Raw genomic sequence first — 14833 nt, 5'->3', positions numbered from 1 at the left:
AACGACCGGAGAACCCAAGCAAATTTCATGCGCAACCGTGCGCAGCGCGCCTTTTACTTGAACAGCACCAGCGCACGCCGCAACGAGTCGCGCGACAAGGGCTTAGGAATGAGCCCCTTGGCTCCCAGACCCATAAAGTGCTCCACGTCCGACGGCAAATCGTTGCCGGTCACCATGACCACCGGGGGCACCATGCGCCCTTCTGCGCGCCAACGCTTGAGCTCTTTGAGCACCTCGGAGCCGTTGAGGTGCGTCATGCTTTCATCCAGCAACACACCATCAAAACGCTGTGCTTGCAGGGCCGTGAGTGCATGCGTGCCATCGTCCACCAGCACGCCATGGCAACCGGCCTCTTTGAGCAAGCGCGCAGCCATCATGCGGTTGATGGGGTTATCGTCCGCCACCAGAATATGCAGGGCACGCGCACTCATGCCGGCACCGCCAGCCCCCGCACGACGGCGGGGCGCGCCACAAAGGCAGCCAGCACGCGCGCGACCTCGGGAAAATCGGCAAAGCCCACCAGGTCACCCGCGCCGTAAAAGCCCACCAGATTGCGCACCCAGGGGAAGACGGCAATGTCTGCCACGGTGTAGTCGTCGCCCATGATCCACTGCCGGCCGGCGAGATGGCGGTTGAGCACGCCCAAGAGGCGGCGGCTCTCTGCCACGTAGCGGTCACGCGGGCGCTTGTCGTCAAAGTCTTTGCCGGCAAATTTATGGAAGAAACCAAGCTGCCCGAACATGGGCCCCACGCCGCCCATTTGCCACATCAGCCATTGGATGGCTTGGTACCGTGCCGCCGGGTCGCTGGGCAACAGCTTGCCGGTTTTTTCGGCCAGATAAATCAGGATGGCGCCGGACTCAAACAGCGCCAGCGGCGCGCCGCCGGGGCCCTGCGGGTCGAGGATGGCGGGAATTTTGTTGTTCGGGTTGAGCGACAGGAACTCGGGCGTGGTCTGGTCGTTCGTCTCAAAGCTCACCTTGTGGGCCTCGTAGGGCAGGCCCAGCTCTTCGAGGGCGATGCTCACTTTCACGCCATTGGGCGTGGCCAAGGAATAGAGCTGCAAGCGCTCCGGGTGCTGTGCAGGCCACTTGGCAGTGACGGGAAAGGCGGACACATCGTGCATTGCAAACTCCTGAATGCTCTGTTTTTGATAGCTGCTCGCGCATATTCTACGAGCGCTAGCTGCCGCATTCATGCCTCACCCTGCCGCCTTCACCCGGCAGGCAGCGCAATGTTCAGCGCAGAGCGAGCACTCCGCCGGGTGCCGGCAAACCTGTGCTGTGGCGCCCCAGCTGGAAAAAAGCCACCGACTCCACCAGCTGCTGCGCCTCGTGGCGCAAGCCGCTGGCGGCGGCAGCCATTTCTTCCACCATGGCGGCGTTTTGTTGGGTGGTCTGGTCAATCAGCACGATGGCCTGGCCCACTTGCTGCACACCCGTACTTTGCGCCTCGCTGGCACTGCTGATCTCGCCCATGATCTCGGTCACATGGCGGATAGAGCCCACCACCTGCGACATCGACTGCCCCGCCTTGGCCACCAGCACATTGCCGCGCTCGACCCGCTCCAGGCTGGCATCGATCAGGGCTTTGACCTCTTTGGCTGCCTGCGCCGAGCGCCCGGCCAGCGAGCGCACCTCGGACGCCACCACGGCAAACCCCCGCCCCTGCTCACCCGCACGGGCAGCCTCCACGGCGGCATTCAGGGCCAGGATATTGGTCTGGAACGCAATGCCATCGATCACGCTGATGATGTCCACAATGCGGCGCGAGCTCTCGTTGATCTCTTGCATGGTGCTCACCACATCGGCCACCACCTCCCCGCCCTGGCTCGCAGCATCGGACGCCGTGCGCGCCAGTGCATCGGCCCGCGCAGCGCGCTGCGCATTCACCCGCACGGTATCGCCCAGCGCCTCCATGGAGGCCGATGTTTGCTGAATGGCGCCCGCCTGCTGCTCCGTGCGGCTGGAAAGATCGTGGTTGCCCGAGGCGATTTCCACACTCGCCCCCGCCACGGCTTCGGATGACTGCCGCACACGCGCCACAACCTCGCTGAGGCTGTGCTGCATCCGGCCGAGCTGGGCCAGCAGGCTGTGGGGAAGCACGGAGGCATCCAGGGCGGCACTGAAATCACCCTCGCTCAAACGCTGCGCCACCGCATGGGCCTGGGCAGGTTCTCCCCCCAGTTGCCGCGTGATGCTGCGCACCGTGCGCAAGCCAAAAGCCATGGCAAACACCAGGCCCACCCCGATCAACACCACACTCACCCACCACAACTGAAGATAGCGACTCCCCGCGGCCTCGTATTCGGTTTTGGCGCCTTGGATTTGGATCTGCTGCAAAGCCTGGATGTTGCGGTTCACCGGCTCTGACAAAGGCGTCATCTTCTCCACCATGGCGGCTTGGGCGGTGGTGATGTCGTTGTCCAGCAGCGCTTTCACCGCGGGTTGCAGACCTTGTTCGTCATAGGCCTTGCGCGATTTTTCCCACTCTGCGGCCAGCAACTCGGCCTCGCCATCCAGCACTTGCTGGCGGTACTGGGCCCAGGTGTCGGCAATCAGTTTTTGGTTGGAGGCGATCTCTTTGACGCTGAACGCAATCACGTCCGGCAAGGGGTTGGCCAACGCCTGTGCGACATGCATGCGGCTGCTGAAGGTGAGCGCATCGATCAGCCCGAGTTGCACGGCGGGCACCGTGCGCTGCTCGTACACCGAACGCAATGCTTCGTTGGACTGCCGGGCCCCCACGACCCCCAGCCCTCCGATCAACAACAACAGCGCCGCCAGACTGGCAACCAACACAAACAAGCGGGTGGACACACGCATGACAACCTCTAGGGATAAAGCCCCGCAGGGGGCGGGAAAACCCTATTGAATGACTGCGGTGTGACGGTTTGATGACTCTGCCGTCAGCCACCCCGCGCGCGACTCAGGCCGCGCCGATGTTCGGAATCAAGCCGCCCAACGGCTGCCCGTTTTTGAGGGCGGCGGTGAAGGCGAGCATGCGGTCGATCGGCAGGCGGGCGCGGTCGATGAGGGCAGGGTTGACCTCGATGGCGTTCAGGCCGTGCTCCAGCACGTGGGCCACGCCGGCCAGGCCATTCATGGCCATCCAGGGGCAGTGGGCGCAGCTCTTGCAGGTAGCGCTGTTGCCGGCGGTAGGCGCTTCAATGAAGGTCTTGCCGGGGTTGAGCGTGCGCAGCTTGTGCAGCATGCCGTTGTCGGTGGCGACGATGAAGGTGTCAGCATCCAAGGTCTGCGCGGCCTTGAGGATGGCGCTCGTCGAGCCCACGGCATGCGCCAGGGCCACCACGTCTTTGGGCGACTCGGGGTGCACCAGCACTTTGGCCTTCGGGTGCTCTTTAATCAGCGCCTCCAGCTCAAAGGCCTTGAACTCGTCGTGCACGATGCAGGCGCCTTCCCAGAACACCATGTCGGCGCCGGTTTCACGCTGGATGTAGCCGCCCAGGTGCTTGTCAGGCGCCCACAAAATCTTCTGGCCCTTGTCCTTGAGCGCCTTCACGATGTCCAGCGCGCAGCTGCTGGTCACCAACCAGTCGGCACGCGCTTTGACGGCAGCGCTGGTGTTGGCGTAGACCACCACGGTGCGGTCCGGGTGCTGGTCGCAAAAGGCACTAAATTCGTCAATCGGGCAGCCCAAATCCAGCGAACAGGTCGCATCCAGGTCGGGCATGAGCACGGTCTTGTGGGGCGACAAAATCTTGCTGGTCTCCCCCATGAACTTCACGCCCGAGACCACCAGCGTCTGCGCGCTGTGGTCGCGGCCGAAGCGGGCCATCTCCAGCGAATCGCTCACCAGGCCACCGGTTTCTTCAGCCAAATCCTGCAAGTCGGGGTGCACGTAGTAGTGCGACACCATGACCGCATTTTTCTCTTTCAGCAGGCGCTTGATCTTGTCTTTGAGCGCCACGCGCTGGCTGGGCGTGGGCTCCACGGGCACGCGCGCCCAGGCGTGTTTGGTGCTGCAGGCGGGCTGCTCGTATTCCACATCAATCACATCGGTGGCGCTCATCACAGATCCTCAAATCGCATGGAGAAGTCGGTGGCCTTCACGTCTTTGGTCAGGGCACCGATGGAAATACGGTCCACACCGGTGGCCGCAATCGCGCGCACCGTGTCCAGGTTCACGCCGCCGGACACTTCCAGAATCGCACGGCCGGCGTTGATGGCCTCCGCCTGCACCAGATGGGCCAAGGTCATGTTGTCCAGCAGCACCATCTTGGCACCGCAGTCCAGTGCCTCCCGCAACTGGTCCAGCGTTTCCACCTCCACCTCAATGAACTTGGCGGTAGCGGCAAACTGGGTGGCGCGCTGCAGGGCGGCAGTCAAGCCGCCGGCGGCAGCAATATGGTTTTCTTTGATCAACACCGCGTCGTGCAGGCCGATACGGTGGTTGGTGCCGCCACCGGTCTTGACGGCATATTTCTGCGCCAAGCGCAGGCCGGGGATGGTCTTGCGAGTGTCCACAATGGCGGCGCGGTTGCCGGGCACTTCGTTCACAGCATCCACAAAGGTGGCTGTTTTGGTGGCGACTGCGCTCAGCAGCTGCAAAAAGTTGAGTGCGGTGCGCTCGGCGGTCAACAGGGCCTGGGCATTGCCCTCAATTTCCAACACCACCTGGTCGGGCGCGCAGCGTTGGCCTTCGCGCACATGCCAGATGATGGCGGCCGAGGGGTCCATGGCCCTCACGGCGGCAGTGGCCCATGGCTCGCCACAAATGATGGCGGACTCACGGGCCAGCACCCGCGCACGGGCGCGGCGGGTGGGGTCGATCAAGGAGGCGGTCAGGTCGCCAGCGCCCACGTCTTCCGACAAAGCGCGCGCCACATCGGCTTGCGCCAGGGCAGCGATGTCGGCCAAAGAGAAGTCAAAAGTGCTCATACCGTCGAGGATAACCCGCCCGCCACGCGCGGGTCGGCCCCCCCGGGCTATGCCAGAATGAAAGTCGTTTGGTTACTGGCAGCCTGGGGCACCCATGAAACACGGTTTATGGAAGATATTGTTGCTGTGCATCAGCTTTTGGCATGCACTGGGCAGCGCGCAGACCCTCAGCAAAGAGGAAACTGACCGCATCTGGGCAGAGGCCAAGGCGGCGTCGATTGCCGGCCCGGCAGCCATCCCCCTGACCGTACGCGACACCCTGCAAGCCCAGCTGGCCTTGCCGGCGGGCCATGTCTACATTCCCCAGCCCCATGCCGCCCAGGTGCTGGCCGCCATGGGCAACCCCGGCCAGGACGCCCATCTGCAAGGCCTGGTGTTTCCAGACAACGAAGCCCCCTGGTTCATGACCATTCGCTTTGAACCCGTGGGTTACCTGCGGGACGCAGACGCTGCGGATTGGGATGCCAAAGAGCTGCTGAGCCGCTACAAAGACAGCACCGGTGCAGCCAATGCCGCACGGGTCAAGCAGGGCCTGCCGGCCACCGAGCTCCTGGGCTGGGTCCAGCCCCCCCGCTATGACGCGGCCAACCACCATGTGGTGTGGGCCACATCGTCCAAAGACCGGGGCGCCCCCGCCACTGAGCCGCACGATGCGAACTACAACACCTTTGTGCTGGGCCGCGAAGGCTATTTCAGCCTGGGCCTGGTCACCACACTCCAGGCTTTACCCAACTACCGCCCCAACGCACACGCCCTGCTCCAGGCCTTGCAATTTGCCCCTGGCAAGCGCTACACCGACTTCAACCCCACGATTGACCGGGTGGCGGACCATGGCCTGACCGGCTTGGTCATCGGCGCGGCCGCCGCCAAACAACAGGGCGGCTGGGCCCGCCTGACGGGGTGGCTCTCTCGATACGCCCTGCTGGCCGGCCTGGTGGCGACCGCTTTGGGCGGGGCCGCGTGGTGGGGGCTCCAAAAACGGCGCAAAGCCCACGCAGCCGGGCTCGCCAACGGCGAATTCGCCCACACCTTGGTGGTGGAGCGCGACGCTCCCGAGCGCACCCTGCCCCAGCCGCTGGCACCCCATCCGCACGCGGACCAGGTGAGTACCCACTAAAATGCCGCAAACAAGGACATTCCCATGAACATTTTCCGCCGCCCCGACTACCGCTCTGACGCCACCCAGTTCATCGACCAGCTCAAGGTCACCAAGCCCACACTGGAAGCCGAACAGCGCAAGGGCCGCGCCCTGCTGTGGGACAAAGTGGTGGACCGCATGGCCTGGAAGGGCTTTCGCAGTGCCCAAGTCGCACAGAAACCCTACGTCTACCAGACCAAGCACGATTAAGCATTAAATCAGGCTCTAGCGCTCGCCAAATGTGCGCGAGCAGCTCCTGATTTCATAGCACCATGACTTCCAGCACCGAAGGCGTTGCCCCCGGAGTCGCCGAACTCGGGCAGATGCCTGACGTGGTGGACCAGGTGGCTCTTGCGCGCCTGTATGGCGAACCCCTGTTCGCCATGCCGCAAGACCTCTATATCCCGCCCGATGCGCTGGAGGTGTTTCTGGAGGCGTTTGAAGGCCCTCTGGACTTGCTGCTCTACCTGATCCGCAAGCAGAACTTCAACATTCTCGACATCCCGATGTTGAGCGTGACCAAGCAGTACTTAGTGTACGTGGAGCAGATCCGCAAGCGCAATCTGGAGCTGGCCGCCGAGTACTTGCTGATGGCGGCCATGCTGATCGAGATCAAATCGCGCATGCTGCTGCCCCCCAAAAAGACGGCCGAGGGCGAAGAAGCCGAAGACCCCCGGGCCGAGCTGGTGCGCCGCCTGCTGGAATACGAGCAGATGAAGCTGGCCGCCGCGCGGCTGAACGCCATTCCCCAGTACGGCCGCGACTTCCTGAAGGCCAACGTCTACATCGAGCAAAGCCTCAAGCCCCGTTTCCCCGATGTATCGGTGGACGAGCTGCAAACCGCCTGGCGCGACATTCTCAAGCGGGCCAAGCTGGTGCAGCACCACAAAATCAGCCGCGAAGAGCTCTCGGTGCGCGAGCACATGAGCATCGTGCTCAAAAAGCTGCAGGGTCAGCGCTTTGTGGGGTTTGAAAACCTGTTTGACACCACCCAGGGCGTTCCCGTGCTGGTCGTGACCTTTATTGCGTTGCTTGAGCTCGCCAAGGAAACCCTGATCGAAATCACCCAGGCCGAGGCCTTTGCGCCGATTTATGTGCGCCTGGCGTATTCCACGGCCTGAACCGCGCGCTCTAAATACGGGTGGCCAACTGCGGTTAGTATTCGCCCCACTTTCGCCAAACCCTTGGCATGCCCGATTTGTAATCCCGATTTTTGGAGTCCTCCATGGCCCTGAACCCGACCGGTGAACAAGCCTCCAGCGCAACCAACGCGACTCCCTACGGCACGCTGCCCCCGGCGTCTGCGCCGTCCACCCGCAAGCCCATCAGCCTGCCCCGCATCCAGGAGATGCATACCCGGGGTGAAAAAATCACCATGCTCACGGCCTACGACGCGACCTTTGCGGCCGTGGCGGACGCGGCCGGCGTGGAATGCATTCTGGTGGGCGACTCGCTGGGCATGGTCTGCCAGGGCCGCCACAGCACCGTGGGTGTGACGCTGGAAGACATGGCCTACCACACCGAAAGCGTGGCGCGGGGCCTGCGCCGTGCGCAAGGCACGGCCTGGCTGATTGGTGACCTGCCCTTCGGCAGCTACCAGGAGTCCAAAGAACAGGCCATCCGCAGTGCCAGCGTGATCATGCAAGCCGGCGCCCACATGGTGAAGCTCGAAGGCGGCGGCTGGACCACCGAGGTGGTGCAATTCTTGGTGCAGCGCGGCATCCCGGTGTGCGCCCATCTGGGCTTGACGCCGCAAACCGTACACGCCCTCGGCGGCTACCGCGTGCAGGGCCGTGGTGACGCCGCGGCGGATGTCATGAAAAAGCATGCGCTGGAGTTGCAAGACGCCGGCGCCTCCATGGTGGTGCTGGAAATGGTGCCAGCCCCCTTGTCCGCCGAGTTGACCCGCGAGCTGCCACACTGCGCCACCATCGGCATTGGTGCCGGTAAAGGCACGGCCGGCCAAGTGCTGGTGTTGCACGACATGCTGGGCGTGAACCTGGGCAAGAACCCGAAGTTTGTGCGCAACTTCATGCTGGAGGCCACCAGCATCCGGGGCGCCATGGAGGCCTATGTAGCCGCCGTCAAAAACGGCAGTTTCCCGGACGACGCCATCCACGCGTGGTGACCGTTGAACACCCCTGAATCGCCTGCGGCGCTTCCCCCTCAAGGGGGCGACACCAGCAGCCCGGCCAAGCCGGTTCTGCGGTGTCCCTGGTCGTAACTTCCCTTCGGTTTATCTATGCAACTGATTCACACCATTTCTGAGCTGCGCGAGGCGCTTGGCCAGTACCGTCACCCTGCCGTCGTGCCCACCATGGGCAATTTGCATGCGGGTCACCTGGCGCTGGTGCGTCAGGCCAAACCGCTGGGGGATGTGACGATTTCCACCATCTTTGTGAACCGCCTGCAGTTCGCACCGCACGAAGATTTCGACACCTACCCCCGCACGCTGGAAGCCGATTGCGAGCATCTGGAGGCTGCTGGGTGCGACATCGTGTTTGCCCCCAAAGAATCCGAGCTGTATCCGCAGGCGCAAACCTTCAAGGTCCACCCGCCCACCGAGCTGGCCGACATTCTGGAAGGTCACTTCCGTCCTGGTTTTTTCATCGGGGTGTGTACGGTGGTCATGAAACTGTTGGCGGTTACGCAAGCGCGCACGGCCCTCTTTGGCAAAAAGGACTACCAGCAGCTGATGGTGATCCGCAACATGGTGAAACAGTTCGCCCTGCCGATTGATGTGGTGGGTGGTGAAACCCAGCGCAACGAGGCCGGCTTGGCGCTCTCCAGCCGCAACGGTTACCTGACCCCGGCACAACGCGAGGAAGCCTTGCTGCTATCGCGCACCTTGCGCCACATCGTGGATGCCGTACGCCAGGGCGAAACTGATCTCGCACGCCTGGAGCAAGACGGCATGCAAGCCCTGCGCGCCGCAGGCTGGTTGCCCGACTATGTTGCCGTGCGCCGCCAAGCCGACTTGCAAACGCCGCAGACGGGAGATACCAAAGTGGTGTTGGCCGCCGCCCGCTTGGGCAGCACCCGCTTGATCGACAACATGGAAATCTGAGGCGTTGCAACGAGCATGACCACCGAATTCAACCCTGAACGCCGCGCCTGCCTTACCCGGGGCGCCACCTTCGCCGTAGGGGCTGCGGGCGGCATGCTGACGGCTTGTGTCGCAGGGCAGGACCGGGGGCTGCAATTCAGCACATTGGCCGCAGCGCACGAAGAAATCATGCGGCTTGCACAGGCGCCGGCCCTGGACAGCGCCGCTGTGTTCAGCTGGAGCCAAACGCTGGAGCATTGCGCCCAAAGCATTGAGTTTTCCATGAGCGGGTTTCCCAAGCCCAAATCGGCCCTGTTTCAGAAAACCGTGGGTGCTGCCGCATTCAGCGTGTTCAGCTGGCGCGGCAAGATGAGCCACAACCTGGCGGAACCCATTCCCGGCGCACCGGTGCTGGCAAGTGACACGCCTGCTGCAGCGGCAGTGGAACGCTTGCAGAAAACCATTGCAGCCTTTTCGCAGTGGAGTGGAGAGCTCAAGCCTCATTTCGCCTATGGCGCACTGACCAAACCCCAATATGAGCAGGCGCACGCCATGCACCTCGCGCAACACCTGTCGGGCTTCACCATCAAAGCCTGAGTACCCCAGACCTCATGAGAAAAGGCACCCTCGGGTGCCTTTTTATTTACAAGAAGCGGTCCAGTACCCGCTTGCTGTGGGCGTCCATCGCAAACTGGTCGCGCACCAAATATTGAATGCCGTGGGCGTCTGCAATCAGCAAGGCGTTGTCTTTGCCGATGCGTCGGATGTCCTCATCACCGCGCAGCACAAACTCGGTGGTACCCCGGTCAGTTTCTACCGTCCAGGTGCAGGGTGTGGAGTAGCTGGTGACGGACACGATGCGTTCAATCACCGGCATGAATTCACGGGTGGCGAGTTCCGCGCGGATCAGGTCCTGGGCGGGCTGGGACACATCGGCCAGCAGGTCCACCCAGGCGACCTCCTTACCATCGGTGCTGACCAGCGAAATACCGTCTTCCGGCGACTGAATCGGGAAGGCGCGCACGGGCACCACGCCCTCAAAGCGCTCACCGGATGCATTGGTGAGCACCAGCTTGCCGAAAGGCGTGCGCTCCAGGGTGAAGCGGCTGGCAGTTACGGTGTGCAGCGCGCTCATGCGGCCTCCTCCATCATGTTGTTGCGGGCCTGGGCCTGGTACAGACTGAAGTACGCGCCTTCGCTGGCCATCAATGCGTCATGAGTTCCCTCTTCCACCACCTTGCCGCGGTCCAACACCACCAGACGATCGGCCCGGTGCAGCGTGGAGAGCCGGTGGGCAATCGCAATCGTGGTGCGGCCTTGCACCAGATTTTCTAGCGCCTTCTGAATTTCTTTCTCGGTCTCGGAGTCCACCGACGAGGTAGCCTCGTCCAGAATCAAAATGCGCGGGTCAATCAGCAAGGCACGCGCAATCGAGATGCGCTGGCGCTCCCCGCCGGACAAGCCTTGGCCGCGCTCGCCGACCATGGAGTCATAGCCCTGTGGCAAGCGCAGGATAAATTCATGCGCATGCGCGGCGCGGGCGGCGGCGATGATCTCGGCACGGGTCGCGTCCGGCTTGCCGTAGGCGATGTTGTCCGCGATGGTGCCGAAGAAAAGGAAGGGCTCTTGGAGCACCAAACCGATGTTCTGCCGGTAGTCTGAAATGGCGTAGGAGCGGATATCCACCCCATCCACCAGAATGGCGCCTTCGGACACATCGTAAAAACGGCAGATCAGGTTGACCAGCGTGCTTTTTCCCGAGCCGCTGTGTCCGACCAACCCCACCATTTCTCCGGGCGCGATTTTGAGGTTGATCCCACGGTTGACTTCACGATTACCGTAGCGGAATCCCACATCTCGCACCTCTATGCTGCCCTGGACTTTGCCCATGGGCACCGGGTTGACCGGCTCAGGCACGCTGGAGACGTGATCCAGAATGTCAAAAATGCGCTTGGCGGCGGAAGCAGACTTTTGCGTGACCGAGACAATGCGGCTCATGGAATCCAAGCGGCCGTAGAAGCGGCTGATATAGGCAATGAAGGCAGTCAACACACCGACCGTGATTTCGCCTTTGGACACCTGCCAAATACCGAAGGCCCAGACCACCAACAAGCCCAACTCCGTCAAGAAAGAGACGCTGGGGGAAAACAAAGACCAGATTTTGTTGATGCGGTCGTTCACCGCGAGGTTGTGCTTGTTGGCCTCGCGGAATCGGGTGGCTTCGCGACGCTCCTGGGCGAACGCCTTGACCACACGGATGCCGGGAATGGTGTCGGCCAACACGTTGGTCACTTCACCCCATACCCGGTCAATTTTCTCGAAGCCCGTGCGCAGACGGTCCCGCACGAAATGGATCATCCACGCAATGAATGGCAGGGGCACCAAGGTCACCACCGCCAGCCACGGGTTGATGGAGAACAGGATAACGGCCGTCATGGTGAGCATGATCACGTCGGTCGCGAAGTCCAGCAGATGCAGAGACAGGAACACGCAAATTCGGTCACTCTCGCTACCGATGCGCGACATCAGGTCGCCGGTGCGCTTGCCACCGAAATACTCCAGCGACAAACGCAGTAAATGCTCGTACGTGGTGGTGCGCAGATCAGCGCCTATGCGCTCTGAGACGAGGGCGAGGATGTAGGTCTTGGCCCAGCTCAGGATCCACGCCAGCAAGGCAGAGCCCAACAGCCCCCCCATATACATACCCACCAGCATGGGGTCGATCTTTTGTCCGTTCTGGAACGGGATCAGCACGTTGTCCATCAAGGGCATCGTGAGGTAAGGCGGCACCAGGTTAGCGGCAGTCCCTAACAAGGTCAGCACAAAACCCAACAGCAACTGGCCTTTATAGGGCCGGGCAAAACGCCAGAGGCGGAACAGCGTCCAGGTACTGGGCGGGGTGTGGACCACCTTGGTACACACCGGGCACTCTTCCTGCTCGGGCTCCAGGGGCGCCTTGCAGCTGGGGCAAACGTTGGTCAAGGCCTGCGCCAAGGGGCGGCCGGACACGGTGCTTTCCAGCTGGGCCTGAAACTGGTCCACCAGCCGGATTGCCAATAGGTTCTGGCCCAGGGTAAATCGCCAGGTGCCCAGCAAGGCATGGGCATCCAACAAATCTATATGCCCCACACCCGCATGGTCATGGTGCAGCAACGTTTGCCCGGCTTGCAAATCCCAGGAGCCCCACGCCTGCGTGGCCCCGTCGCAGGACAGCAAGCGCTGGTTAGTCAGTACGACCAGGCCTTTGACAAAGCGCAGCTGCGGGTCAAGGTCAACCTCCAGCGAGGCCAGCACGTTCTCTTGAGGGCGTAGTTGTTTTTGGACCGCTTCACGCCAAATGGTCGGCAATTCGCCGGACAGCGTGGATAAAGCAGGGGCTTCTGTGGTCATGGATCGCAAAAAGGGTGAATTTGAATCAGTTTTTGAGGGGTAAATGCATTGCTGCACACCCCACTTCAGGCAGTCGATACTACGCGCTAGCGCACTCAGGCCGGTTTCCGCATCATCAGTGAGCGAAAATACACAACGCACAAAGCGTAACAATGGTGGACCGCTCTTTTCCAACAAGCCATGACAGCCAAGAAAAATATTGAAATTCTCCGGGTAACCCACCTCCGCGGGCCCAATATCTGGACCTACCGCCCGGTCATCGAGGCCTGGGTAGACATTGGCGAGTTGGAAAACCACCCTTCCAACACCCTGCCCGGCTTTTACGAGCGGCTCACGACTTGGCTCCCGGGGCTGATAGAGCACAAGTGCAGCCCCGGTGTGCGCGGCGGTTTCCTGGAGCGCTTGCGCGAAGGCACCTGGGCGGCACACATCATGGAGCATGTGGCGCTGGAGATTCAAAACCTCAGTGGCATGCAGACCAGCTTTGGCAAGGCCCGCCAGATGTCCAAGCCCGGTGTGTACAAAATTACCTTCCGCACCCGGCAAGAGCAGATTGGGCGCAAGGCACTGGTCGTGGCCCGCGACCTGATCATGGCGGCCGTCAATGACACGGCGTACGCGCTGGAGGCGCAGATCACCGAGCTGCGTGACATGGTGGACTCCCTGTGCCTCGGGCCCAGCACCTCCAACATTGTGGATGCAGCCACCGACCGCAGCATCCCGTCCATCCGCCTGACCGAAGGCAACCTGGTGCAACTGGGCTATGGCATTGCACAGCGCCGGATCTGGACCGCAGAAACCGACCAGACCTCGGCGATTGCCGAAGAGATTGCCAGCGACAAGGATCTGACCAAGAGCCTGCTCAAATCCTGCGGCGTGCCGGTGCCCGAGGGGGCGCTGGTCAATTCGCCGGAGAAGGCCTGGGAAGCCGCCCAGGACATCGGACTGCCGGTGGCCGTCAAGCCCTACGACGGCAACCATGGCCGGGGCGTCACCTTGGACTTGTCCGACCAAGCCAGCATCGAAACTGCCTTCCACGTGGCCAAGGAGCAAAGTGGTGGCAGCGTTATCGTGGAGAAGTTCATTCCCGGAAACGAACACCGACTGCTGGTCGTGGGCAAACGGGTGGTCGCTGCCGCACGGGGCGAATCGGCGTGGGTCATCGGCGATGGCACCAGCACGGTCACCGAGCTGGTGAATGCGCAAATCAACACCGACCCGCGTCGCGGCGAGGCGGAAGAGCTGCCCCTCTCCCCCATCGAGCCCGACAAGAGCCCCGAAGTACAACTGGAATTGCGCCGCGCCGGGTTGACCCCCGCATCGGTGCCCGCGAAAGACCAAAAAGTGCTGATCCAGCGCAACGGCAACGTGGCCTGGGACGTGACCGATGAGCTGCACCCCACTGTGGCGGCTACCGCTGCGCTGGCGGCCCGCATTGTGGGCTTGGACATTGCCGGCATCGACATGGTGATGGAAGACTGCTCCAAACCCATGAAGAGCCAACGCGGCGCGGTGATTGAAGTCAACGCCAGCCCCGGTTTGCTCTTCCACATCAAGCCCGCCGTCGGCACGCCCCGCAATGTGGGCAAGGCCATTGTGGAACACCTTTTCGATCCACAAGCGGAAGGACGCATTCCTGTCATCGGCGTCACCGGCACCCAGCACACAGGCCGCTTGGCGCGCCTGATTGCCTGGCTGGTGCACATCAGTGGCAAGCATGTGGGCTTGGCCTGCAGCGAAGGCTTGTACCTGGATGGTCGCCAGATCGACGCCAAAGACAGCGCCCATTGGGAGCCCAGCCAGCGCCTGTTGATCAACCGCTCGGTACAAGCTGCAGTGTTTGAAAACAGCAGCCGCATGATCCTGGCCGAAGGCTTGGCCTATGACCGCTGCGCCGTGGGCGTGGTAACTGACATTAGCTGCACCCCGGATCTGGCGGAGTTCGACATTCTGGACGCGGAGCAAACCTACAAGGTGGCGCGCACGCAAGTCGATGTGGTGTTGCCATCCGGCACCGCGGTCCTCAATGCCACCGATCCGCAAGTGGTGGAGCTGGCCGATTTGTGCGACGGCAAAGTCATCTTCTACGCACCCGACGCAGACAACGCCGCCCTAGTGGCCCACCGTGCCAAAGAAGGCCGCGCCCTCTTCGTGCGGGGTGGCGAGATCGTTTTGGTGCAGGGTGCCCACGAAGTGGCCTTACTCCCGCTTGCCACCCTCAAGCCCGCCAAGGCTGACAAGCCTGAAATGGTCATGGCCGCCATCGGTGCGGCTTGGGCCCTCGACATCCCCGTGGAATTGATCGGTGCCGGCCTGCGCACCTTCGAATCCAACCCCAAGAAAACTCCTTACTGAGCC

14 protein-coding genes are annotated in these 14833 nt (G+C 62.4%); 7 read left to right on the top strand and 7 right to left on the bottom strand.

The window, feature by feature from the left end; genetic code table 11:
* Positions 1-53 precede the first annotated feature (53 nt).
* The 5 genes from FDM28_RS17385 to nadC all read right to left on the bottom strand — a co-directional run bounded on the left by FDM28_RS17385 (position 54) and on the right by nadC (position 4901).
* Positions 54-431 (bottom strand): response regulator, encoded by a 378-nt coding sequence (locus tag FDM28_RS17385; protein WP_138517456.1) that lies wholly within the window; start codon positions 429-431, stop codon positions 54-56.
* Entirely contained in the window at positions 428-1126 is a 699-nt protein-coding gene (locus FDM28_RS17380; RefSeq protein WP_138517454.1) for a glutathione S-transferase N-terminal domain-containing protein, read from the bottom strand. Before FDM28_RS17380 ends, FDM28_RS17385 begins: the two co-directional genes overlap by 4 nt.
* A gap of 112 nt (positions 1127-1238) precedes the next feature.
* On the bottom strand, positions 1239-2825 hold the full coding sequence (locus tag FDM28_RS18155; RefSeq protein ID WP_138517453.1) for a methyl-accepting chemotaxis protein: 1587 nt from the start codon (positions 2823-2825) through the stop codon (positions 1239-1241).
* A gap of 103 nt (positions 2826-2928) precedes the next feature.
* Positions 2929-4032 (bottom strand): quinolinate synthase NadA, encoded by a 1104-nt coding sequence (nadA, locus tag FDM28_RS17370; protein WP_138517451.1) that lies wholly within the window; start codon positions 4030-4032, stop codon positions 2929-2931.
* Positions 4032-4901, bottom strand: coding sequence for a carboxylating nicotinate-nucleotide diphosphorylase (gene nadC / locus FDM28_RS17365; RefSeq protein WP_138517449.1), 870 nt, complete (start codon positions 4899-4901; stop codon positions 4032-4034). Before nadC ends, nadA begins: the two co-directional genes overlap by 1 nt.
* Before the next feature lie 94 nt (positions 4902-4995).
* Between nadC and FDM28_RS17360 the strand changes: the two genes are divergently transcribed.
* The 6 genes from FDM28_RS17360 to FDM28_RS17335 all read left to right on the top strand — a co-directional run bounded on the left by FDM28_RS17360 (position 4996) and on the right by FDM28_RS17335 (position 9682).
* Complete coding sequence (locus tag FDM28_RS17360; RefSeq protein ID WP_138517446.1) at positions 4996-6018, top strand: DUF2167 domain-containing protein; 1023 nt, start codon at positions 4996-4998, stop codon at positions 6016-6018.
* Positions 6019-6042: 24 nt separating this feature from the next.
* Positions 6043-6249 (top strand): DUF3460 family protein, encoded by a 207-nt coding sequence (locus tag FDM28_RS17355; protein ID WP_138517444.1) that lies wholly within the window; start codon positions 6043-6045, stop codon positions 6247-6249.
* Positions 6250-6311: 62 nt separating this feature from the next.
* The gene (locus FDM28_RS17350) at positions 6312-7160 is read left to right on the top strand and encodes a segregation and condensation protein A (RefSeq protein WP_138517442.1); all 849 of its coding nucleotides are present in this window, start codon (positions 6312-6314) and stop codon (positions 7158-7160) included.
* A gap of 104 nt (positions 7161-7264) precedes the next feature.
* A complete protein-coding gene (gene panB / locus FDM28_RS17345; protein ID WP_138517440.1) occupies positions 7265-8167 on the top strand; it encodes a 3-methyl-2-oxobutanoate hydroxymethyltransferase in 903 nt (300 codons plus the stop codon).
* Positions 8168-8281: 114 nt separating this feature from the next.
* The gene (gene panC, locus FDM28_RS17340; protein ID WP_138517438.1) at positions 8282-9106 is read left to right on the top strand and encodes a pantoate--beta-alanine ligase; all 825 of its coding nucleotides are present in this window, start codon (positions 8282-8284) and stop codon (positions 9104-9106) included.
* 15 nt (positions 9107-9121) lie between these two features.
* Positions 9122-9682, top strand: coding sequence for a DUF1569 domain-containing protein (locus FDM28_RS17335; protein WP_138517437.1), 561 nt, complete (start codon positions 9122-9124; stop codon positions 9680-9682).
* A 46-nt stretch (positions 9683-9728) separates the two neighbouring features.
* On the opposite strand, the gene FDM28_RS17330 is transcribed toward FDM28_RS17335, so the two are convergent.
* Together FDM28_RS17330 and FDM28_RS17325 are read right to left on the bottom strand one after the other, a co-directional pair.
* Positions 9729-10220, bottom strand: coding sequence for a cyanophycin metabolism-associated DUF1854 family protein (locus FDM28_RS17330; protein WP_138517435.1), 492 nt, complete (start codon positions 10218-10220; stop codon positions 9729-9731).
* Positions 10217-12475 (bottom strand): cyanophycin metabolism-associated ABC transporter, encoded by a 2259-nt coding sequence (locus FDM28_RS17325; protein ID WP_138517433.1) that lies wholly within the window; start codon positions 12473-12475, stop codon positions 10217-10219. The genes FDM28_RS17330 and FDM28_RS17325 overlap by 4 nt, the downstream gene beginning before the upstream one ends.
* Before the next feature lie 180 nt (positions 12476-12655).
* Here FDM28_RS17325 and FDM28_RS17320 point away from each other — a divergent pair, with 180 nt between their 5' ends.
* A complete protein-coding gene (locus FDM28_RS17320; RefSeq protein WP_138517430.1) occupies positions 12656-14830 on the top strand; it encodes a cyanophycin synthetase in 2175 nt (724 codons plus the stop codon).
* The last annotated feature ends 3 nt before the right edge of the window (positions 14831-14833 follow it).

It is taken from the genome of Rhodoferax bucti, from assembly GCF_005876985.1.
Lineage (GTDB): Bacteria > Pseudomonadota > Gammaproteobacteria > Burkholderiales > Burkholderiaceae_C > Allorhodoferax > Allorhodoferax bucti.
Note: the sequence above shows the minus strand (reverse complement) of the source record. Positions and strands in the feature narration are given on the sequence as shown.